18 protein-coding genes are annotated in these 21060 nt (G+C 69.6%); 10 read left to right on the plus strand and 8 right to left on the minus strand.

Annotated elements, in window-relative coordinates; all coding sequences use genetic code 11:
* Position 1 precedes the first annotated feature (1 nt).
* Positions 2 to 1162: an ROK family transcriptional regulator gene (locus KME78_RS01610; protein ID WP_219526878.1), complete on the plus strand. Its 1161-nt coding sequence runs from the start codon at positions 2 to 4 to the stop codon at positions 1160 to 1162.
* On the opposite strand, the gene KME78_RS01615 is transcribed toward KME78_RS01610, so the two are convergent.
* Entirely contained in the window at positions 1159 to 2127 is a 969-nt protein-coding gene (locus tag KME78_RS01615; RefSeq protein WP_246650121.1) for an NADP-dependent oxidoreductase, read from the minus strand. The two genes, KME78_RS01610 and KME78_RS01615, sit on opposite strands and share 4 nt — an antisense overlap.
* A 77-nt stretch (positions 2128 to 2204) precedes the next feature.
* Positions 2205 to 2954, minus strand: a complete 750-nt coding sequence (locus KME78_RS01620) for a helical backbone metal receptor (RefSeq protein ID WP_219526879.1) — start codon at positions 2952 to 2954, stop codon at positions 2205 to 2207.
* Between the two features lie 145 nt (positions 2955 to 3099).
* Here KME78_RS01620 and KME78_RS01625 point away from each other — a divergent pair, with 145 nt between their 5' ends.
* Complete coding sequence (locus KME78_RS01625) at positions 3100 to 3903, plus strand: SAM-dependent methyltransferase (RefSeq protein WP_219526880.1); 804 nt, start codon at positions 3100 to 3102, stop codon at positions 3901 to 3903.
* A 24-nt stretch (positions 3904 to 3927) separates the two neighbouring features.
* Here KME78_RS01625 and tpx read toward each other — a convergent pair whose 3' ends face one another.
* Entirely contained in the window at positions 3928 to 4428 is a 501-nt protein-coding gene (gene tpx, locus KME78_RS01630) for a thiol peroxidase (protein ID WP_219526881.1), read from the minus strand.
* A gap of 146 nt (positions 4429 to 4574) precedes the next feature.
* Between tpx and KME78_RS01635 the strand changes: the two genes are divergently transcribed.
* Positions 4575 to 4886 (plus strand): alpha-amylase inhibitor, encoded by a 312-nt coding sequence (locus tag KME78_RS01635; protein ID WP_219526882.1) that lies wholly within the window; start codon positions 4575 to 4577, stop codon positions 4884 to 4886.
* 1 nt (position 4887) lies between these two features.
* Here KME78_RS01635 and icmF read toward each other — a convergent pair whose 3' ends face one another.
* Positions 4888 to 8115 carry a fused isobutyryl-CoA mutase/GTPase IcmF gene (icmF, locus tag KME78_RS01640; RefSeq protein ID WP_219526883.1) on the minus strand — a complete coding sequence of 1076 codons (3228 nt, stop codon included), beginning with the start codon at positions 8113 to 8115 and terminating at the stop codon, positions 4888 to 4890.
* A 90-nt stretch (positions 8116 to 8205) separates the two neighbouring features.
* On the opposite strand from icmF, the gene KME78_RS01645 reads away from it, so the two are divergent.
* Entirely contained in the window at positions 8206 to 9246 is a 1041-nt protein-coding gene (locus KME78_RS01645; protein WP_219526884.1) for a glucose 1-dehydrogenase, read from the plus strand.
* Between the two features lie 4 nt (positions 9247 to 9250).
* Here the strand turns inward: KME78_RS01645 and KME78_RS01650 are convergent, their stop codons facing one another.
* The gene (locus KME78_RS01650) at positions 9251 to 10300 is read right to left on the minus strand and encodes a CHAP domain-containing protein (RefSeq protein ID WP_219526885.1); all 1050 of its coding nucleotides are present in this window, start codon (positions 10298 to 10300) and stop codon (positions 9251 to 9253) included.
* A 189-nt stretch (positions 10301 to 10489) separates the two neighbouring features.
* The gene (locus KME78_RS01655) at positions 10490 to 11260 is read right to left on the minus strand and encodes a PP2C family protein-serine/threonine phosphatase (RefSeq protein WP_219526886.1); all 771 of its coding nucleotides are present in this window, start codon (positions 11258 to 11260) and stop codon (positions 10490 to 10492) included.
* A 76-nt stretch (positions 11261 to 11336) separates the two neighbouring features.
* On the opposite strand from KME78_RS01655, the gene KME78_RS01660 reads away from it, so the two are divergent.
* Together KME78_RS01660 and KME78_RS01665 are read left to right on the plus strand one after the other, a co-directional pair.
* Positions 11337 to 13085 (plus strand): HsdM family class I SAM-dependent methyltransferase, encoded by a 1749-nt coding sequence (locus tag KME78_RS01660; RefSeq protein ID WP_246650122.1) that lies wholly within the window; start codon positions 11337 to 11339, stop codon positions 13083 to 13085.
* A gap of 42 nt (positions 13086 to 13127) precedes the next feature.
* A complete protein-coding gene (locus KME78_RS01665) occupies positions 13128 to 14018 on the plus strand; it encodes a serine/threonine-protein kinase (RefSeq protein WP_219526888.1) in 891 nt (296 codons plus the stop codon).
* 8 nt (positions 14019 to 14026) lie between these two features.
* On the opposite strand, the gene KME78_RS01670 is transcribed toward KME78_RS01665, so the two are convergent.
* Positions 14027 to 15214: a hypothetical protein gene (locus KME78_RS01670; RefSeq protein WP_246650123.1), complete on the minus strand. Its 1188-nt coding sequence runs from the start codon at positions 15212 to 15214 to the stop codon at positions 14027 to 14029.
* Positions 15211 to 16290, minus strand: a complete 1080-nt coding sequence (locus KME78_RS01675) for a HesA/MoeB/ThiF family protein (protein ID WP_219526890.1) — start codon at positions 16288 to 16290, stop codon at positions 15211 to 15213. The genes KME78_RS01670 and KME78_RS01675 overlap by 4 nt, the downstream gene beginning before the upstream one ends.
* Positions 16291 to 16623: 333 nt before the next feature.
* Between KME78_RS01675 and KME78_RS01680 the strand changes: the two genes are divergently transcribed.
* The 4 genes from KME78_RS01680 to KME78_RS01695 are packed head-to-tail and all read left to right on the plus strand — an operon-like array spanning position 16624 to position 21039.
* The gene (locus KME78_RS01680) at positions 16624 to 17919 is read left to right on the plus strand and encodes an ABC transporter substrate-binding protein (protein ID WP_219526891.1); all 1296 of its coding nucleotides are present in this window, start codon (positions 16624 to 16626) and stop codon (positions 17917 to 17919) included.
* Positions 17916 to 18872: a carbohydrate ABC transporter permease gene (locus KME78_RS01685; RefSeq protein ID WP_219526892.1), complete on the plus strand. Its 957-nt coding sequence runs from the start codon at positions 17916 to 17918 to the stop codon at positions 18870 to 18872. Before KME78_RS01680 ends, KME78_RS01685 begins: the two co-directional genes overlap by 4 nt.
* Positions 18869 to 19672: a carbohydrate ABC transporter permease gene (locus KME78_RS01690; protein ID WP_219526893.1), complete on the plus strand. Its 804-nt coding sequence runs from the start codon at positions 18869 to 18871 to the stop codon at positions 19670 to 19672. Before KME78_RS01685 ends, KME78_RS01690 begins: the two co-directional genes overlap by 4 nt.
* Positions 19669 to 21039: a GH1 family beta-glucosidase gene (locus KME78_RS01695; protein WP_219526894.1), complete on the plus strand. Its 1371-nt coding sequence runs from the start codon at positions 19669 to 19671 to the stop codon at positions 21037 to 21039. Before KME78_RS01690 ends, KME78_RS01695 begins: the two co-directional genes overlap by 4 nt.
* The last annotated feature ends 21 nt before the right edge of the window (positions 21040 to 21060 follow it).

Below are 21060 nucleotides of genomic sequence, written 5' to 3' on the forward strand. Positions count from 1 at the left end.
CATGCTGACGGCAGGGCAGATCCTCCAGCTGATCCGCAATGGCACCTGCCGTACCCGCAAAGAGCTCATCGCCTACACGGGCGTGTCCCGATCGACGATCACCGAACGGGTGGACCGGCTGATCGAGGCCGGATACATCCACGAGTCCGGTGTCGGCGCCTCCGGCGGCGGGCGGCCGCCCTCGGTGCTCGACATCGACGCGACCAACCGCCTGGTGCTGGTGGCCGACCTGGGCGCCAGTCACGCGCGTGTGGCGCTGACCGACCTCGCGGCCCGGCCGATGGCCGAGGAGCACGCCGAGCTACGCATCGACCGCGGCCCCGAGGCCGTGCTCTCCTGGATCCAGCAGGCCTTCCAGCGCCTGCTCGACCGTTCGGGACGGACGTCCGCCCAGGTGTGCGGCATCGGCATGGACCTGCCGGGCTCGGTGGACCACAACTCCGGCCGGGTGATCAGGTCGTTCCTGATGCCCGGCTGGGACGACCACCCGATCGGCGCGGCGCTGCGGGAGGCGTTCAACGTGCCGGTCCTGGTCGAGAACGACGCCAACGCGATGGCGTACGGCGAGTGGTGGTCCTTCTGGCGGCGGAGCCGGTCGCTGCTCCTGCTCAAGGTCTCCACGGGCATCGGCACCGGCATCGTCCTCGACGGCCGGATCTACCGGGGCGTCGAGGACGCCGCCGGGAACCTCGGCCACGTCCGGCTGCACGAGAGCGACGACCGCGTCTGCACCTGCGGCTCCCGGGGCTGCGTCGCCTCGCTGGCCAGCGGCCAGGCCCTCGCCGCCAACCTCGGCAGGCAGACCAGCCGCGAGGTCGTCCGCCTGGTCCAGGCCGGCGACCCGACGGCCATCGCCCTCACCCAGGAGGCGGGCCGCACGGTCGGCGTCGTCCTCGCCACCGCGGTCAGCCTGCTCAACCCCGCCGTCCTGGTGCTGGCGGGCGACATGGCGGAGACCGGGGAGCACTACCTGACGGGCATCAGGGAGAGCGTGTACCGCCGCAGCCTGCCGTACACCACCCGCAACCTGGAGATCGTGAACAGCTCGCTGGGTGATCGCGCGGGGATCGTGGGGACGGCGGTGCTCGTCATCGAGCACGTCCTGTCCCCCGCCGCCGTCGACGCCGCCCTCGCCGGCCCGCCGCGGACGAAAGCGGTTTAATCCTCGGCGACCCGTAGGACGATCTTGCCCTGGATGTGGCCCTGCTCGGCGCGTTCGTGGGCCTTGGCGGCCTCGGCGAGCGGGAAGACGCCGTCGATCCCGGCGCGTATGTGCCCGGCCTCGATCAGCCGGGCCAGCTCGGCCAGCTGCCCGCCGTCGGAGTGGACCTGTCCCGACACGAACGTGATGCCCAGCTCGGCGGCGCGCTCGCGGTGGTATTCGCCGACGAAGACCGGGCTGAGCGTGCCCCCGCGCCTGAGCGTCGGGAGGAACCGGTGGCCGTGGGGACCGCCGACCGTGTCGAAGAGGTGGTCGACGTCGCGGACGACCTCCTCGGCCGCGGTGGTGGTGTAGTCGACGAAACGGTCGACGCCCAGCTCGCGCAGGAACGCCTCGTGTCGTCCCGAGGCGACGCCGATGACGTACGCGCCTTTCGTCTTGGCGAGTTGGACGAGGAAGTGCCCGACCCCGCCGGCCGCGCCGTTGACCAGCACGGTCTTGCCCGGTTCGAGCCGTACGTGGTCGAACAGGAACTGGTACGCGGTGAGCCCCGCCATGGGCACAGCGGCGGCGTGGACGTGGTCGAGCCCGGCGGGCTTGCGGGCCAGATGGGCCACGGGCGCGGTCGCGTACTCCGCGTAGCCCCTGCCGCCGTTGTCGAGGTCGGGAAAGCGGACCAGCCCGAACACGGCGTCGCCTTCGGCCAGCCCGGTGGCCTCCGGGCCAAGGCCGGCGACGACGCCCGAGACGTCCGAACCCGGGACGAACGGCAGGCGGAGCTTCGGCCGCACCGCCTCCGGGATGTTCGCGAAGCCGGTGCGCGCGTACCAGTCGGGCGGGTTCAGCCCGGCCGCGTGCACGCGGATCAGGACCTCGCCGGGCCCGGGTTCGGGCAGCGGGACCTCCTCGTACCTGAGCACTTCCGGGCCGCCGAACGCGTGCAGCCGCACAGCCTTCATCATCATTCGTCCCCTCTGCCGGTGGATCGCGGGCACGATCCGGAGCACTGCTCCGCAGCATATGCGGAGCGGTGCTCCGCTTGTCAACCCAGAGCCCCGAGGAGGCGCTCACGCGCATGGACGAGAGAGGGGCCGTACCAGGTCAGATCACGCCCGTTGACCAGCACGCACCTGTGGCCGGGGAACGACTCAGGCCCGTCGTCGGCACTGAACGCATAGGGCTCGTCGGGCAGGACCACCAGGTCGGCGCCCCGCTCCACCAGCTCGGCCAGTGCGATCTTGGGATACCGCTCGGCGTGACCGGCATAGAGGTTGCGCACGCCGAGCCGGCCGAGCACGTCGCCGGTGAACGTGTCGCGCCCCACCACCATCCACGGCCGCCGCCAGATCGGGATGATCGCGGTCCGGCGCGCCTCCACTGGCTCGGCCCACACCGACTCCGCCCGATCGAGCCATTCGGGCCGCGCGGTCCGGCAGGCGTCCCGGAACATCCGGTCGAGGGATCGGAACGCCTCGTCCACGGTCTCGATCCTGGTGACCCACACCGCGATGCCCGCCTCCCGCAGCGCGTCGATGTCCGGCTGCCGGTTCTCCTCGGCGTTGGCGAGGACCACGTCGGGAGCCAGCCGCCGGATGGCGTCGAGATCGGGGTTCTTGGTCCCCCGCACCCTGGTCACGTCCAGGTCCGGAGGATGCGAGCACCAGTCGGTCGCGCCGACCAACGCCCGCGGGACGGTCGCCGCCACGGACTCGGTGAGCGACGGGACCAGCGACACGATCCGCCGAACGTTCGAGGGCACATGGACGGGCGCACCGGTGTCGTCGAGGCTCACAACTCGCACTTTAGACCGCTACCCATGTGACAAAAGGGACTAAAGCCAAGTAACGCCCAGCGTGCAGGAATATCGCCCCAAGTGCGGTCACATATCCGTAGAATCCTGAGAAAAGATCGTTAACTATCGATCGGGGGATCGCTGGTTGGAGCGAGAATCGCTGGGCTTCGACCCGAACACGCCCAACGTCGCCCGGCTGTACGACTACTACCTCGGCGGAAAAGATCATTTCCCTGCCGATCGGCGGGCCGCTGAGCGGATTCTGCGGGTGGCTCCAGAAGTGCGGGCCGCCGCCCGCGCCAACCGGGCGTTTCTCGGTCGTGCCGTACGCTTCCTCGCCGGCCTCGGCGTCACCCAGTTCCTCGACATCGGTACGGGCCTACCGACGCGGGACAACGTGCACGAGGTGGCCAGGGCGGTCGCGCCCGAGTCGAAGGTGGTCTACGTCGACCGCGACCCGGTGGTGCTGGTCCATGCCCGGGCGCTGCTGGCGGACAGCGGTCAGACCACGGTGGTGGAGGGCGATCTCCGCGATCCCCACGACATCATGAAAAATCCGGACGTGGTGGGGGCGCTGGACTTCGATCAGCCGGTGGGCGTCCTGCTCGTCGCGATCATGCACTTCATCGGCGAGGCCGACGATCCCGTGCGCATCATGACCGCCATCCGCGAATCCCTGGCCCCCGGCAGCTATCTCGTCATGTCCCACGGCACCAGCGACGCCCGCTCCGCCGCCGTCACCAGGGCCACCGACGTCTACCGCCGGACCGACGCCCCCCTGACCCTGCGTAGCCGTCACCGGATCGAGGAGCTGCTGGCGGGCTGGGAACTGGTCGAGCCGGGCCTGACCTGGCTGCCGCAGTGGCGTCCGGACCAGGCCGACCTGATCGACTTCGCGGACCACCCCGAGTCCTCGCTCGTCCTCTGCGGGGTGGGCAGGAAGAGCTGAGACCCGGGGGCTCCGCGCTACGGCTTACTTGAGCGCGCTCAGCGCACCCTCGTAATCGGGCTCCTGGGTGATCTCGGGCACCAGCTCGGCGTAGACGACCCGGTTGTCGCCGTCGAGCACGATCACCGCGCGCGCGGCCAGGCCGGCCAGCGGCCCGGTCTCCTGCGCCACGCCGTAGTCGCGCAGGAACTCGCGCCCCCGCATGAGCGACAGCATGGTCACGTTGTCGAGGCCCTCACTGCCGCAGAACCGCTTCTGCGCGAAGGGCAGGTCGGCCGAGACGCACAGCACCGCGACGCCGGGGTGCTCGGCGGCCACCTCGTTGAACCGGCGCACCGAGGCGGCGCAGACACCGGTGTCGACGCTCGGGAAGATGTTGAGCACCTTGGTCGCGGAGCCGAAACCGGCCAGCGTGGTGTCGCTCAGGTCCCCGCCCACCAGCTGGAACGCGGGCGCCTGGTCGCCGGGCTTGAGAAACGTGCCGCCCACGGTGATCGGGTTGCCCTTGAACGTGACGTCGGACATGAATACCTCCAGTTAGCGATAGTGCCCCGACCTGCAATCCTATCGACGCTCACGGGACCGCACAGAACCTCAACAGATCCTCAACACCCACGGACCTACCTTCCTCTCATCGAGCACATCGAGCACATCGAGAGAGGAACACGACAATGAACATCACCCTCCGCAAGTCGGTCGCCGCCCTGGTCATCGCCGGAGCCGCGTCCGCCGGTCTGGTGGCCGCCGCCCCCGCCCAGGCCAGCACGCAGGGCAAGGTCCCGTCCTGCGTGAGCCTCTGGCAGAAGAAGGGCACCGTCTACAAGACCGGCTACGCCTACAACGGGTGCGGCCGTTATATGAACATGAAGATCGTCTGGGCGCACGGCTCCGACGGCGCCTGCCAGTCCGTGGCCCCGAAGGGGACCATCTGGAGCAGGGTGCCCAGGGGCGTCCGCACGTTCGACGGCGCCAAGTACTGCTGAATCAAACGTTGCGGCGGTACTGTCCCCCGGCCTCGAACAGCGCGTCCGTGATCTGGCCGAGCGAGCAGACGCGGGCCGCCTCCATCAACACCTCGAACGCGTTGCCGTCGGACATGGCGACGTCCCGCAACCGGGCCAGCGCCGCGGGGGCCTCGGCCCGGTTGCGGTCGTGGAAGCCGTGCAGGCGGTCGAGCTGGGACCGCTTCTCGTCCTCGGTCCCCCTGGCGAGCTCCACCTTCTTCTGGTGGGGCTCGTCGCCGCGCGGGTTGCGGAAGGTGTTGACGCCGATGATGGGCAGCGAGCCGTCGTGCTTGCGCGACTCGTACAGCATCGACTCGTCCTGGATCCTGCCCCGCTGGTAGCCGGTCTCCATGGCGCCCAGCACGCCGCCCCGCTCCGACAGCCGCTCGAACTCCCGCAGCACCGCCTCCTCCACCAGGTCGGTGAGCTCGTCGATGATGAACGAGCCCTGGAGCGGGTTCTCGTTGCGGGCCAGGCCCCATTCGCGGTTGATGATGAGCTGGATGGCCATCGCCCGGCGCACCGAGTCGGCCGACGGCGTGGTCACGGCCTCGTCGAAGGCATTAGTGTGCAGGCTGTTGCAGTTGTCGTAGATGGCGATCAGCGCCTGCAGGGTGGTGCGGATGTCGTTGAAGTCCATCTCCTGGGCGTGCAGGGACCGGCCCGAGGTCTGGACGTGGTACTTGAGCTTCTGCGACCGCTCCGCCGCGCCGTACTTCTCCCGCATCGCGACCGCCCAGACGCGGCGGGCCACCCGCCCGAGCACGCTGTACTCGGGGTCCATGCCGTTGGAGAAGAAGAACGACAGGTTCGGCGCGAAATCGTCGATCCGCATCCCCCTCGCCAGGTACGCCTCGACGTAGGTGAAGCCGTTGGCCAGGGTGAAGGCGAGCTGGCTGATCGGGTTGGCCCCGGCTTCGGCGATGTGGTAGCCGGAGATCGACACCGAGTAGAAGTTGCGGACGCCGTTACGGATGAACCACTCCTGGATGTCGGCCATCATCCGCAGCGAGAACTCCGTGGAGAAGATGCAGGTGTTCTGGCCCTGGTCCTCCTTGAGGATGTCGGCCTGGACGGTCCCCCTGACGGTGGCGAGGGTCCGCGCGCGCAGCTCGCGCTCCTCCTCCTCGTACGGCCGGCGTCCGTGCTCGGCCTCGAACCGTTCGAGGGTCTGGTCGATCGCGGCGTTGAGGAAGAAGGCGAGGATCGTCGGGGCCGGGCCGTTGATCGTCATCGACACCGAGGTGCTGGGACTGGTCAGATCGAACCCGTCGTAAAGCACTTTCATGTCGTCGAGCGTCGCGATGGACACGCCGGACGTGCCCACCTTGCCGTAAATGTCGGGCCGCAGGTCGGGGTCGTGCCCGTACAGGGTCACCGAGTCGAACGCGGTGGACAGCCGCGTCGAGGACTGATCTCCGGACAGCAGCTTGAAGCGCCGGTTGGTGCGGAACGGGTCGCCCTCTCCGGCGAACATCCTGGTGGGGTCCTCGTCGTCCCGCTTGAACGCGAACACCCCGGCGGTGAACGGGAACCGGCCCGGCAGGTTCTCGCTCCGCAGGAACCTGAGCAGCTCGCCGTGGTCGGTGTAGCGGGGCAGGGCCACGCGGGGGATGCGGTTGCCCGAGAGGGTCTCGCGCCAGAGGGGGGTGTGGATCTCCCGGTCGCGTACCTTCACCACCAGCTCGTCGGCGGTGTACTGCTCCTTGACAGCGGGCCAGCCGTCCAGGAGCGTGCGGCTCTCGTCGCTCAGCTCTCTCTCGGCCGTGGCCGCGAGCTCGGCCAGCCTGCCGTCAGTGGGGATCTCGCCCGTCGCGCCCTCCTCCAGCAGGGCCTGGACGGCCGTGAGCTGCTGGCGGCGGCGGGCCACCTCAGCCTGGGCGAGCGTCTCCGCGTGGTAGTCGCGGACGGTCTCGGCGATCTCGGCGAGGTAGCGGACGCGCGCCGGGGGGACGATCGCGGCGGCGACCTGGGACGTACGGCCGCGCACCGGCGCCAGCAGGCCCGGCTCGGTCCGCATGCCCTTGTCCACCAGCAGTTGCTTGAGGTGGTGGTAGAGCGCGGTGACTCCGGCGTCGTTGTAGCGGGCGGCGATCGTGCCGAACACCGGCATGTCGTCGGGCGCGACCCCGAACGCCTCGCGGTTGCGGACCAGCTGACGGCGGACGTCGCGCAGGGCGTCCTCCGCACCGCGCCGCTCGTACTTGTTGATCACGACGGCCTCGGCGAAGTCGAGCATGTCGATCTTCTCCAACTGGGACGCCGCGCCGAACTCCGGGGTCATGACGTAGATGGGCACGTCCACGTGCGGCACGATCCCGGCGTCACCCTGCCCGATGCCCGGCGTCTCGACGATGACCAGGTCGTAGCCGGCGGCCCGGCAGGCGGTGATCACGTCGTCGAGGCAGACGGGGACCTCGTTGGCGGCGCCCCTGGTGGCCAGTGAGCGGAAGTAGGTCTGCGGGCCGAGGCTGTTCATCCGGATGCGGTCGCCGAGCAGCGCTCCCCCGCCGCGTCTGCGGGTCGGGTCGATCGCGATGATGGCGATGCGCAGCTTGTCGTCGTTGTCCACGCGGAGGCGGTGGACGAGCTCGTCGGTGAGCGACGACTTCCCGGACCCGCCGGTGCCGGTGATGCCGAGCACAGGGGCTTGACGGGCCCCGGCGGCGCGCAGGCCCTCCAGGAGCGCGGCGGGCGCGCGGCCCGACTCGATCAGGGTGATCGCCCTGGCCAGGGCCGTCTGGTCGCCGGAGCCGACGGCCTCGACCGAGGGGACGCCGTCCAGCTCGACGTCGCACTCCTCGATCAGCTTGTTGATCATGCCGGGCAGGCCGTACCGCTGGCCGTCCTCCGGCGAGAAGATGCGGGTGACGCCACGGGAGTGCAGCAGGTCGATCTCGTCCTGGACGATGACGCCGCCGCCACCGCCGTAGACCTTCACGTGCCCCGCGCCGCGCTCACGCAGCAGATCCACCAGGTAGCTGAAGAACTCCACGTGGCCGCCCTGGTAGGAGCTGATCGCCACGCCCTGGACGTCCTCCTGGACGGCGGCGGTGACGATCTCGTCCACGGAACGGTTGTGCCCGAGATGGATGACCTCCGCCCCCTGCGACTGGAGGATCCGCCGCATGATGTTGATCGCCGCGTCGTGGCCGTCGAACAGCGCCGCGGCGGTCACAAAACGGACAGGGTTCGCCGGTACGTGCACGCCTGATCACTCCTTTGTGGGGGCTCTCCTCACAAGATACTAGGACGTCCTACTAATTCCCAACGTTTCCCGGCGGGGTAGTAATCCGGCATGCGAGCACTGACGTGGCGGCCGGGCGTACAAGGGTCTCTCGCGGTGGAAGAGGTCCCCGATCCAGCGCCGAAACCGGACGAACTCCTGGTACGGGGACTGGCCATGGGTGTCTGCGGGACAGACAGGGAGCTCGCCGCGGCCGACTTCGGCTGGCCGTCGGAGCGGCGCATGATCCTCGGCCACGAGTCGCTCGGGCGGGTGATCGAGGCGCCCGCCGGTTCCGGCTTCTCCCCCGGCGACCTCGTGGTCGGCGTGGTGCGCCGCCCTGATCCCGAGCCGTGCCCGGCGTGCGCCAGGGACGAGTTCGACATGTGCCGCAACGGCCGTTACACCGAGCGCGGCATCAAGGAGCTCGACGGGTACGGCAGCGAGCGCTGGACCGTCGAGACCGGCTACGCGGTGCCGCTGGATCCGGCGCTGGAGCCGGTCGGCGTGCTGATCGAGCCGGCTTCGGTGGTCGCCAAGGCCTGGCAGCACATCGAGCACATCGGCTCACGCGCCGGGTTCGAGCCACGCTCGGTGCTCATCACGGGCGCCGGGCCGATCGGCCTGCTCGCGGCCCTGCTCGGCAGGCAGCGCGGGCTGGAGGTGCACGTGCTCGACCAGGTCGCCGGCGGGCTCAAGCCGGAGCTGGTGACCGCGCTCGGCGGCACCTACCACCGCGGCTCGACGCTCGACGCGGTCGGCGACCTCCGGCCCGACGTCATCATCGAGGCCACGGGCACCGGGCGGCTGATCATCGACGCGATGACCCGCACCGCCGCCGCCGGCATCGTCTGCCTCACCGGCGTCTCCTCGTCCGGCGCGTCGCTGCCGGTGGACGTGGAAGGGATCAACCGTGCCCTCGTGCTCACCAACAGCGTGGTCTTCGGATCGGTCAACGGCAATCAGCACCACTTCCGGCTCGCCGCCGACGCGCTGGCCGCGGCGGATCTCGGGTGGCTGGAGCGGCTGATCACCCGGCGGCTGCCGCTGGAGCGGGCGTTCGAGGCGTTCCAGCCGGGCACCGGCGATGTCAAGGTCGTCATCGACCTGTGAACGGTCAGGAGCGCGGTTCGTACGGCTTGCGGCGGGTGGTGGAGTGGTGAGGGGTCTGCGCGGGCACGAGAGCCCTGGCCGGAGTGGGCGGGCCACCCACCCGGACCGGCTCGAGAGGCGCCTCGGCGTAGCTGGCGGATCTCGTGTCCTTGTCACCGCCCCGCGCTGCCGACTTGGCGGAGCCGGAACGCGACGCCGCCTTGGCCGACCCGACCTTGGCCGACCCCCGCTTGGCGGAGGCGGACCTGGCAGAGGCGGACTTGGCAGAGGCGGGCTGCGCGGGGTTTTCGGTGGCCGGGCCCGGCTTTTCGGTGGCCCGGCGCGCCTTGGCGTTGCCGGGTTGCGGCTTGGCGTTGCCGGATCGCGGCTTCGTGGGCGCGGGCTCGGTGGCCGTGGGCTTGCCGGAGGCGGGCTTGCCGGAGGCGTTCCATGGCCAGGTGAAGCGGCGGTGGGTGCCACGGCGGCGGCCCGCGAGGCGTAAGGAGACCACGACCGTGGTCAGCACCATCACGGTGAGCAGGGCCAGCGGGGAGCCCAGGACGTCCAACGGCGACTCCCGCGGCATCGGCTGAGGCTGGCGGGCCAGCGGGTGCTCGGTGGAGCGGATGTCGTTGAGCGTGGCGTTGGCCTGCACCACGCGCGGCAGGCCGTACCCGACGACGTCCTTGTGCATGTCGCGGGACTTGCGCTTGAGCCAGACGCGGTCGACGTTGGCCTCGATCGTGTGGATCTTCTTGCCGTCGACCCGTTCGACGATGCCGACGTGGTCGATGCCCTTGTAGCTCTTGCCGCCTCCCCAGTCGTAGAAGACCAGGGCTCCGGGTTCGGGCTGCTGGGACCAGGCGCCCTGCTTGATGAACCAGGCCGCGTGCGAGGGGGTCCAGGCGAACTGGCCGACGTAGTCACCGATCCCGGCCTTGTCGGCCGCCCAGGCGATGAACATGTCGCACCACGGCGCGTCCCGGTATTGCGGGTCCTTGACGCGATCCGCGTACCACTGTCCGAACTTGGTGAGCTGGCCGCCCTTCTCGCGGTAGCCGACTTCCCCACGCACCTCTTTCAGCAGACTTGCCGCGATCGAGTCCAGGATCCACTCCTCCAGAAAAACCGGCAGATCACGATGGACTGTAGTAGCGACATCGAGCTCGCGCGCCGAACACCGGGAAAGTGTCAACCTATGAGGCGAAATTTCGGCTATGTGACTGGTGAGGCTGGTGGGACTGGCTACTACGCGGGACCGTACTCAGGCCCCCGCACCCACCCGGAAGACCTGCTCGTCGCCCGCGCCCGGCGCCACCACGTCGGCGACGATCACGGTCACGTTGTCCGGCGAGCCGCCCTCGTTCGCCAGGTCGATCAGCCTCTGGACGGCCGCCGACGGGTCTGTCACCGTGGTCAGCACCTCGTGCAGGACCTCGGGCCCGAGCACGGTGGTGAGTCCGTCAGAACAGAGGAGATAGCGATCATCCGGCTCGGCCTCGCGCAGCGCCATGTCCGGCTCCGCCCGGCCCTCGCTGCCCAGCACGCGCAGGACCATCGACCGGCGCGGGTGCACCGCGGCCTGATCCTCTGTTATCCGTCCTTCGTCCACCATGGACTGCACAAGTGTGTGATCCTTGGTCATCTGGTAGAGAGCACCATCGCGCAGCAGGTATCCGCGGGAGTCACCGAGATGAGCAAGGGCGAACCGGTAGCCGTCCCACAGCAAGGCGGTCACCGTGGTCCCCATCCCCCTGCGCGCGGGGTCGATGTCCGCCAGCTCCACCAGCCTGCGGGCCGCCTCGTGCACGGCGCCCTCCAGGGCGGCCTCCAGATCCGAGCCCGTTTCGGGAAGCGTGGCATCCAGCTCGCGCATGACGGCGATCGCAGCCGAACTCGCCAGCTCGCCGGCCGCGTGTCCGCCCATCCCGTCGGCCACCACGAGCAAGCGGCCACTCGCATAGCCGGAGTCCTCGTTCTGCTCCCTGCGGCGGCCCACGTCTGATCCGGCGGCATAGCGGATGTTGTGCTTCATACCCAGCAGTAAATCATTGGTTGAAAGACTTCACAAGCAGATGCACTGAAGACTCTTGTGAACTACTGTGGGCTCCATGACCCACGACCCGACCGTGAACGCCGGGGACATAGCCCGGCTCGCCGGTGTCGGGCGGGCCGCGGTGAGCAACTGGCGCCGCCGCCACGACGACTTCCCTCTGCCCATCGGCGGCACCGCCAATCAGCCGTTGTTCTCGCTGCGCCAGGTCGAATCATGGTTGCGGCGCTATGGGAAGTCCTACCAGGTCTCGCTGGGAGATCGTGTGTGGCAACGCCTGAAAGCCGCCGGCGATTTGCGGCTGGGCGAGTTGGTGGCGCAGGCCGGCCTCTTGCTGACCACAGGCGAGAGCAAGCTGGAGCCCGAGCTGGCCGGACTGCTGTCCGAGCTGGCCGAGCAGCACGATCCGCTCACCGCCTACGAATTCCTCTGCGAGCGCTACCTGGAGGCACATTCCCGGCAGCTGTCCGTCACGCGTGACGACGTGGCCGAGCTGATGGTCGGGCTCGTCCACACCGACGGCGCGACGATCCTCGACCCCGCCTGCGGCGTCGGCACCCTGCTGCTCAACTCCGGGGCCGCCAAGGTGCTCGGCCAGGATCTCAGCGAGACCTCGGCGCTCATCACCGCCGCGCGGCTGCGCCTGCGCGGCGCCGAGGCGGAGGTGGTGCCCGGCGACTCGATGCGCCACGACGGCTTCGCCGGGGTGAAGGCCGACGCGGTCGTCTGCGACCCGCCGTTCAACGAGCGGGCCTGGGGCTACGAGGAGCTGACCGGCGACCCCCGCTGGGAGTACGGCCTGCCGCCGCGCGGCGAGCCCGAGCTGGCCTGGGTCCAGCACTGCCTCACCCATGTCAGGCCGGGCGGCATGGTGGCCATGCTGATGCCCCCGGCCGCGGCCAGCCGCAAGGCGGGCAGGCGGATCCGGGCCAACCTGCTGCGCGCCGGCGCCCTGCGTGCCGTGGTCGCGCTGGCGGGCTCCGACCTGTGGCTGCTGCGCCGTCCGGCCGCGGGCGAGCGCCCGCCGTCCGACGTGCTGATCGTCGACGCCACGGCCGACCACTCCGTCGTCGGGCCGGCGTGGCGGGCCTATCTCGACGACCGCTCCGACCAGACCGTACGCATCATCGACCTGCTGGCCGACGAGGTCGACATGACTCCGGCCCGCCACCAGCGGCGCGACGACCTCGGGCGGGCATTCACCGAGGCACGCGACCGGTTTCTGGCCGCGGCGGCCACCCCGCCCGACCTCAAGGTGCTCGACGAGCCGCTCGACCAGCCCGTCACCACGGTCGGCGACCTGATCAAGGAGGGCCTGCTGACCACGCTGCAGGCGCCGCCCAAGATGGCGACCGGCGGCGGCGACGTCTCGATGCTCACCGCCGACGACGTGACCAGCGGCGCCATGGCCTCCGGCCGGGCTCCGGCGCAGCAGGGGCTGGTCCTGGTCCAGCCGGGCGACGTGGTGGCCTCCTACTCCAGCGTGCGGGTGATGGCCGAGGGCGGCTGCGTGCTCGGCCCGCATCTGACGCTCTACCGGGTCGACGCGCGCCGGCTCGACCCCGACTTCCTGGCCGGCCATCTGAGGGCCGCCGGCGGGCGCGCGACCACCGGCTCCAGCCGCTTCGACGTGCGCCGCACCCGCCTGCCCCGCCTCCCGCTCAAGGACCAGAAGTCCTACGGTGAAGCCTTCAGACAGCTCGCGGTGCTCGAAGACGCGCTGCGCGAGACCTCGGCGCTCGGCCAGGCACTCATCCGGCTCGGCCTCGACGGCCTGAGCGACGGCCACCTGCACCCGCAGTCTTGACGGTGTAGTTTTTTCCCGAAAAGTGGCGGCGGGGAGGGGCAAATGGTCATCGGTGATCGATATGTGCTCGATCACCTCCCGCTCGGCCAGGGCGGCATGGGGGCCGTCTACGCGGGCCACGACCGCCACCTCGACCGCCGGGTGGCGGTGAAGCTGCTCCACCTGCCGAGCGGCCCCGACGAGGAGCTGGAGCGCCGCTTCATCCGCGAAGCGCGCATCCTGGCCAGGCTGGAGCATCCGGGTGCCCCGGTGCTCTACGACTTCGGCACCCACGAGCAGCGCCTCTTCCAGGTGATGCAGTTCATCGAGGGCGTCACGGTGGCCGACGTGGTCAGCGAGCACGGCCCCCTGCCGGTGCCGTGGGCCGCCGCGATCGCCGCCCAGGCGTGCGCGGTCCTGTCGGCCGCCCACGCCCTGTCGATCTGCCATCGCGACCTCAAGCCGACCAACCTGATGCTCTGCCCCGACGGCAGCGTGAAGGTGCTCGACTTCGGCCTGGCCCTGCTGCGTGACGCCGACGTCACCACGTTCACCAGGATCGGCCAGATCCTCGGCACGCCCGCGTACATGGCTCCCGAGCAGATCCAGCACGGGATCGCCGAGCCGCGCAGCGATCTCTACGCGCTGGGCTGCGTGCTGCACGAGATGCTGACGGGCCGTCAGTTGTTCACCGGGCCGACCGACTACGTGGTCTTCGAGAAGCAGGTCAAGGAGCGTCCGCCCGCGATCCCGGGCCTGCCGGAGGCGCTGAGTGCGCTCCTGGCCGGGCTGCTGGAGAAGAAGCCTGGCCACCGGCCCGCCGACGCCGACACGCTGTACGGGCGGCTGGAGCCGTTCGCGGTCGGCCTGCCGATGCTGCCCGGCTTCCTGACCAGGTCGCCGAGCCCGGGCCGGATGTACGCCCGGATGGTCGGCCGCGTCCTCAGCGGTTAGCCCAGGGTTCACCGCTCGCGGGTGAGGCGGCTCCTGATCGCCAGCCCGGCCACGGCGAGCCACGGCCCGAGCATCAGGGCCGTACACGCCAGCGCGTACCAGAACCGCCAGGCGGCGGGCCCGGCCGCCACCTCGGCCGCCGTCCACCGCAGCAGGCTCACCAGCACGGGCAGGAGGAAGAAGGCCAGCCAGGCGGCCACCACGAACAGCCCCGCCAGCCAGAGCCAGCGGAACCAGCGCCCGGCCCGCACGTCACACGGGTCGGCGGCGACCAGTTCCGCCGCCTCGCCCTCGCGGAGCCGGCCGAAGGCCCGGCGGAGCAGGAGCGTCTTGACCCGCCACAGGTCCTTGCAGCCCAGCCAGGTGATCAGCACCGCGTACAGGTCGGTGCGCAGGAAGACCATGCACTGCCAGGCCACCTGGAAGACCAGGATGTACGCCACGGCGCCCAGCACGGTGTTGTCCGCGACCATCCGCCAGCCGAGCACCACGGCCAGCAGCACGAAGTCGATGGCCAGCCCGGCCAGCAGCGGCCCGTAACGCCGCCTCCTGGGCACCGACCAGAGCAGCGACAGATCGGTCTCGAAGACCAGGAACGCCATTCTCCGGTCGATGCCGAACCGGGCCGGGAGGTCCAGCGCGCGGGCCGCCAGCCAGTGCCAGCCTTCGTGCACCCCGGCCAGCACCAGCGTGATCGGGTAGACCAGCAACGCGCCGAGCCCGATGTCGGACACGGCGAAGGCGTCGCTGGTGGGGTCGGGTCTGAGCGCGGGCACGAGGACCAGCGCGGCCAGGCTGAACAGGGCGGCGGCGCCGTAAACGAACCAGGCGACGCGGCCGAACAGCGGTCTGGCCAGCTCGGGGCGCAGGCCGCTCAGCCAGCGGCGGCCCTGGATGGGCGCGGTGGCGACGGGCATCCGCTCGCCGCCGGGATCGTCCTCATCCTCGCTCTCATCGAGGAAGCCCAGCTCGCGCAGGGTCTCCACGAACGCGGGCACGTCCACGGGCTCGCCCGCGTACTCCTCGGCCCGCCTGGCCGTCTCCTCGATGGTCGCGCCGTCCATGAGCGCGGCGATCACCACACCGCCGACCGCGGGGATCGAGATGAACGTGCCTGCCTCCGGGTCGCCGACCAGCACCTCCTCGCCCTCGTCCACCAGGCTGAGGCGGCGCAGCCGTACCGTCTGGGTGGTCATCGCCCGCACACCCGGCAATGGGGGTCGACGGTGAAGGGCTGGCGTTCCGGGGTCAGGCCGTTGCGCAGGTCCACCTTGATGAACGCGCCGGCGGCCTGCGGCGGCTCGAAGCCCGTCAGGTAGCGCAGGGCCTCGTAGGCGAGCAGCGAGCCGATCTGCATGGCGATCGGGGCGATCAGCGTGTTCTGCAGGACCAGCTTGGCCCTGTTGCGCTCCACGAAGCCGGCCGCGGTCGGCTCGTCGAGCGCCGGCCGGTCGCTCCAGTCGCATTGGACGCACGCGCTGCGGCCCGGGTCGACCGAGTAGTAATTGACCTGCGAACGGGTCATCCCGCCCATCACCAGCGGCACTCCGGCGCGTACCGCGGCCTCGTTCACCCACAGGTGGGCCTCGGGGTGGCCGTCGAGGCCGCCCGCCACCAGGTCCACGCCGTCGAGCAGGTCCTTCAGGTCCTCGGGGCCGGAGATCCAGCGGTCCACGGCCCGCACCTCGATGGTCGGGTCGTAGGCGCGTACCCACTCGGCCGCGCACTCCACCTTGGACCTGCCGATGTCGGCGTGGTGGTAGAGGAACTGCCTGGCGAAGTTGCGCGGCTCCACGTCGTCTCTGTCGACCAGCGTCAGCTTGCCCACGCCGAGCCCGGCCAGGCACTGCACCAGGGAGGAGCCGCCGCCGCCGACGCCGAGCACGAGCACGTGCGAGCGCCTGAGCTTGCTGACGAAGTCCGCCCGGGGCTTGTCGAGCCCGGCGAATCCGCCGAAGAAGGCGAGGTTGGAGAAGTGCCTGGCGTCCAGGTCGGGGTCGCCGAGCGTACGGTCGCTCTCGCACTCGACCAGACCGAGCGAGTCGAGCGCCTCGATCGCGGCGCGCACGTCGGCCTCGTCGAGATCCACTCCCGTCTCCGCGAGCCGGCCGCGGAGCTCGGCCACCGTGCAGGGGCCGCGGTCGAGCGCCGCGAAGAGGGCCGCCACCTGGCCTTCCTCATCGCCGAGCGTGATCACCTCGCGCGGGTCGACGAGAACGAGCACGTCCTCGCCCAGCGGTTCCCATGCGCATTCCTTCAGTGCAACCCGCACCGCGTCTCCTCCGTGTTTCTGGGGGGTGGGTGAGGGCGGCGGCGCGCCCCCACCCGGGAAGAGCCGTCAGACGGTGCCGTTGATGGTGGCCTTGATGGGCTCGACCTTGCGGACCTCGATCTTCATGGAGTCCTCCTCTCGGGGTTCTTGTGATCAATCTCCTTGACGCCACCACAAAATCGCCACATTTCCGCCACATGCCGGAGCTCCTTGTGAACACGCTCTCCCAGTAGCTCGGATCGTTATCCAACACTCGTTGACAGGCCCATGTTATGGCCGCGAATCTCTTGAGAGAGCGCTCTCTCAGTCTCCTTCGAAACCTTGGAGGGCTCCATGACCCCCCGCTTCCGGCAGCTCGCCGTACCCCTGCTCACCGCCTCCCTCCTCGCCCTGGCATCGGCGTGCGGAGGCGGCGGCGCGAACAACACCGCCGGCACGACGGCCGCGCCCGGAGAGAAGGTCAAGCTGACCGTCGGCCTCTTCGGCGACTTCGGCTTCAAGCCCCTCTACGAGGAGTACAAGAAGACCCACCCGAACATCGAGATCGTCGAGAACGTCACCCAGTTCAACGATCACCACAACAACCTGGTCAAGCGGCTGGCCACGAACGCCGGGGCGGGTGACGTCGAGGCCGTCGAGGTGGGCTACATCAGCACGTTCACCGCCCAGCCCGGCAAGTTCGTCGACCTCAAGCAGTACGGGCTCGACAAGCGGCAGGGCGACTACCTCGACTGGAAGTGGCAGCAGGGCCTGAGCAAGGACGGGCAGCAGGTGCTGGGCCTCGGCACCGACGTGGGCGGCCTGGCCATGTGCTACCGCAAGGACCTGTTCAAGAAGGCCGGGCTGCCGACCGACCGTACCGAGGTGGGCGGGCTCTGGCCGACCTGGGAGCAGTACATCGAGACCGGTAAGAAGTTCGCGGCGGCCGGCGTTTCGGGCACCAAGTTCGTGGACGCGCCCGGCGAGATCTTCCGCGCCATGGTGAACCAGGCGCCGGTCGGGCTCTATGACGCCCAGGACCAGATCATCGTGGCCACGAACCCCGACGTGAAGAAGGCGTGGGACCTGTCCAACCAGCTCACCCAGAACGGGCTCACCGCCAAGCTCGCGGCCTTCTCGCCGCCGTGGAACACCGGCTTCGCCAAGGGGTCGTTCGCCACGATCATCTGCCCGGCGTGGATGACCGGGTTCATCCAGGAACAGGCCAAGGACGCGTCCGGCAAGTGGGACATCGCTCCCGTACCCGGTGGTTCGGGCAACAGTGGCGGCTCACATCTGATGATCCCCAAGCAGAGCAAGCACCCCAAGGAGGCGGCCGAGCTGATCGACTTCCTCACCTCCAAGGACAACCAGGCCAAGGTGTTCAAGGAGGAGGGCACGTTCCCGTCGATCCCGGCGCTGTACGACGACCCGTCGATCCAGAACTTCACCAAGCCGTTCTTCGGTGACGCGCCGATCGGCAAGATCTACTCCGAGGCCGCCAAGTCGCTCAAGCCGCAGCATCTCGGCCCGAAGGAGGCCGATGTCCGCACGGTGGTCGGGGACGGGCTCGGCCGGGTCGAGCAGGGCAAGCAGAGTCCCGACCAGGCGTGGGCCCAGGTGCTCGAGGACGTCAAGAAGATCAAATGAGCTCCCTTCCGCTCACCGTCGCCAGGCGGCGCGGGCGCAGCGTGCGGCACACCCTCGACGTGAGGGCGTCGCCGTACGCCTACGTCGCCCCCTTCTTCCTGCTGTTCTGCGCCTTCGGGCTGTTCCCCCTGGCCTACACGGCCTGGGTGAGCCTGCACGACTGGACGTTGCTGTCCGAGGAGCACACGTTCGTCGGGCTGAAGAACTTCGGCACGCTGCTCGGCGACGGCTACTTCTGGAACGCGACGTTCAACACGCTGTCCATCGGGGTGCTGTCGACCGTGCCGCAGCTGCTGCTGGCCATCTGGCTGGCGCACCTGCTGAACCGGCGGCTGCGGATGCAGACGCTGTTCAGGATCTCGTTGCTGCTGCCCAACGTCACCAGCGTGGTGGCCGTCGTGGTGATCTTCAGCCAGCTGTTCGGCCGGGACTTCGGGCTGATCAACTGGGTGCTGTCCTGGTTCGGGGCCGGCAGCGTCGACTGGGCGGCGGGCACGGCGAGCTCGCACGTCGCACTGTCCACCATGATCATGTGGCGCTGGACCGGCTACAACGCGCTGATCTTCCTCGCCGCGATGCAGGCCGTACCGCGTGAGCTGTACGAGGCCGCCACCCTCGACGGAGCGTCCGGCTTCACCCAGCTCCGTAAGATCACCATCCCGATGATCCGGCCCACGATCATCTTCGTCGTCATCGTCTCCTCGATCGGCGCGATGCAGATCATCGCCGAACCGCTGCTGTTCGGGGCGAGCAGCGGCGCCGGGGGCGGCGCCGTCAGCGGCGGGCCCGACCGGCAGTTCCAGACGCTGGCGCTGTTCGTGTACGAGCAGGGGTTCACCAAGTTCGACTTCGGTTACGCCTCGGCGGCCTCCTGGCTGATGTTCCTGGCCGTGGTGGTCGTGGCGGGCGTGAACTATCTGCTGACCCGGCGGGTGAAGGGCGGGCTGCTATGAGGCTCCGTTACCTGACGCTGACCGGGGTGGCCTTCTTCTCGGCGTTCCCGCTCTACTACAGCGTGGTCGTGGCCTCCCGGCACAACTCGGCGCTGGCCGAGGTGCCGCCGCCGCTGCTGCCCGGCGGGAACTTCTTCGCCAACGTGGCCCGGGTCTTCGACACCGTGCCCTTCGGGCTGGCGCTGGCGAACTCGGTCATCGTGGCGGGGTCGATCTCTCTCGCGGTGATGTTCTTCTCGACGCTGGCCGGGTTCGCCTTCGCCAAGCTGCGCTTCAGGGGCAAGAACATCATGCTGCTGGTCACGGTCGCGACCATGATGGTGCCGACGCAGCTCGGCATCATCCCGCTCTACCTGCTCATGGTGAAACTCGAATGGACCGGGACGAACTACGCGCTGATCGTGCCGGCCCTGGTCAACGCCTTCGGGGTGTTCTTCATGACGCAGTACCTGTCCAGGGCCCTGCCGACCGAGCTGCTGGAGGCGGGCCGGGTGGACGGGTGCACGACGTGGGGGCTGTTCTGGCACGTGGTGCTGCCCGTCGCGCGGCCCGCTGCGGCGGTGCTCGGCATGCTGACGTTCATGTCGGCCTGGAACGACTACTTCTGGCCGCTGGTCGTCCTGAACCCGGACAACCCGACGGTGCAGGTCGCCCTGTCGACACTGGCCAGCGGGTACGTCAACGACTACGTCCTGGGGCTGGCCGGCACGGCGGTGGGAACCCTGCCGCTGGTGCTGGTCTTCGCCCTGTTCGGCAAGCAGATCATCGGCGGAATCATGCAAGGAGCTGTTAAGGGATGATTTTCCCGGAGAACTTCGTGTGGGGGGCCGCCACCGCCTCCTACCAGATCGAGGGGGCGGTCAAGGAGGACGGGCGCGGCCAGTCCATCTGGGACACCTTCTCCCACAGCCCCGGGAACGTGGCGGACGGCGACACCGGGGACGTGGCCTGTGACCATTACCATCGGTATCGCGATGACGTCGCGCTGATGCGGGAGCTGGGGCTGGCGGCCTACCGGTTCTCGATCGCGTGGCCGCGGATCCAGCCGGACGGTCGCGGGAAGGTCAATCCTCAAGGGCTCGGGTTCTACTCCCGGCTGGTGGATGCGCTGCTGGCCGCCGACATTTCGCCTTATGTCACGCTTTATCACTGGGATTTGCCGCAGGCGCTTGAGGGTGAGGGTGGCTGGACAAATCGCGATACGGCGTACTATTTCGCCGACTATGCGCAGGCCGTACACGAGAAGCTGGGTGACCGCGTCGCCCACTGGACCACGCTGAACGAGCCGTGGGTCGCCGCCTACCTCGGCTACGGCAACGGCGTGCACGCGCCCGGCCGCAGGCGGGCCGCGGACGCCATGCGCTCGGCGCACCACCTGCTCCTGGGCCACGGCCTGGCCGCCAGGCGGCTGCGCTCGCTGGGCGCCGAGAACATCATGCTCGTCATCAACTCGGCCCCCGTGCTCACCCCCGCCCAGGTCAACGACCCGCAGGCGACCCCAGACGCGGCCGACGCGGCCGCCGTGCACCGCATCCACACGTTGCTGACCAGGCAGTTCCTCGACCCCGCCCGCCACGGCAGCTACCCGGCCGAGGTGCTGGAGGCGGCCGCGCGCAACGGCGGCACCGACCACATCCTCGACGGCGACCTGGAGATCATCAACGCCCCGATCGACCAGATCGGGATCAACTACTACAACCCCTGTGTCGTGGAGGCGGGCCCCGGCTCCCCCGTCGACCCCGCGTGGCCGGGCTCGGAGGACGTGCGCTTCCGTACCGCCGACGCGCCCACCACCGCGATGGGCTGGCCCATCGTCCCGGACGGCCTGTCCAGGCTGCTGGTACGGCTCTCGCAGGACTACCCGGGGGTCGGCCTGATGGTCACCGAGAACGGCGCGGCCTTCGACGACGTCGTGACGGACGGCCGGGTGCACGACACCGACCGGGTCGCCTACCTGGAGGGGCACCTGCGCGAGGTGCACCGGGCCATCGCGGCGGGGGCCGACCTGCGGGGCTATCTGGTGTGGTCGCTGCTGGACAACTTCGAGTGGGCGGAGGGCTATCGGCGCAGGTTCGGGATCGTGCACGTGGATTACGAGACGCTCGCTCGGCGGCCCAAGGACAGTGCGCTGTGGTATCGGGACGTGATCGGCAGGAACGGCCTGTAGATTCCTTCCGTGCTCTCCCAC

It is taken from the genome of Nonomuraea guangzhouensis (assembly GCF_019396345.1).
In the GTDB taxonomy this organism is placed as follows: domain Bacteria; phylum Actinomycetota; class Actinomycetes; order Streptosporangiales; family Streptosporangiaceae; genus Nonomuraea; species Nonomuraea guangzhouensis.

Bases quoted from the DNA above. Each gene is read 5' to 3' on its own strand.
- KME78_RS01635 (WP_219526882.1), top strand. From the start codon at position 4,575: ATGAACATCACCCTCCGCAAGTCGGTCGCCGCCCTGGTCATCGCCGGA.
- KME78_RS01655 (WP_219526886.1), bottom strand. From the start codon at position 11,260: ATGAAGCACAACATCCGCTATGCCGCCGGATCAGACGTGGGCCGCCGC.
- KME78_RS01615 (WP_246650121.1), bottom strand. From the start codon at position 2,127: ATGATGATGAAGGCTGTGCGGCTGCACGCGTTCGGCGGCCCGGAAGTG.
- KME78_RS01670 (WP_246650123.1), bottom strand. From the start codon at position 15,214: ATGACCACCCAGACGGTACGGCTGCGCCGCCTCAGCCTGGTGGACGAG.
- KME78_RS01645 (WP_219526884.1), top strand. From the start codon at position 8,206: ATGCGAGCACTGACGTGGCGGCCGGGCGTACAAGGGTCTCTCGCGGTG.
- KME78_RS01680 (WP_219526891.1), top strand. From the start codon at position 16,624: ATGACCCCCCGCTTCCGGCAGCTCGCCGTACCCCTGCTCACCGCCTCC.
- KME78_RS01685 (WP_219526892.1), top strand. From the start codon at position 17,916: ATGAGCTCCCTTCCGCTCACCGTCGCCAGGCGGCGCGGGCGCAGCGTG.
- KME78_RS01660 (WP_246650122.1), top strand. From the start codon at position 11,337: ATGACCCACGACCCGACCGTGAACGCCGGGGACATAGCCCGGCTCGCC.
- tpx (WP_219526881.1), bottom strand. From the start codon at position 4,428: ATGTCCGACGTCACGTTCAAGGGCAACCCGATCACCGTGGGCGGCACG.
- KME78_RS01610 (WP_219526878.1), top strand. From the start codon at position 2: ATGCTGACGGCAGGGCAGATCCTCCAGCTGATCCGCAATGGCACCTGC.
- KME78_RS01665 (WP_219526888.1), top strand. From the start codon at position 13,128: ATGGTCATCGGTGATCGATATGTGCTCGATCACCTCCCGCTCGGCCAG.
- KME78_RS01690 (WP_219526893.1), top strand. From the start codon at position 18,869: ATGAGGCTCCGTTACCTGACGCTGACCGGGGTGGCCTTCTTCTCGGCG.
- KME78_RS01695 (WP_219526894.1), top strand. From the start codon at position 19,669: ATGATTTTCCCGGAGAACTTCGTGTGGGGGGCCGCCACCGCCTCCTAC.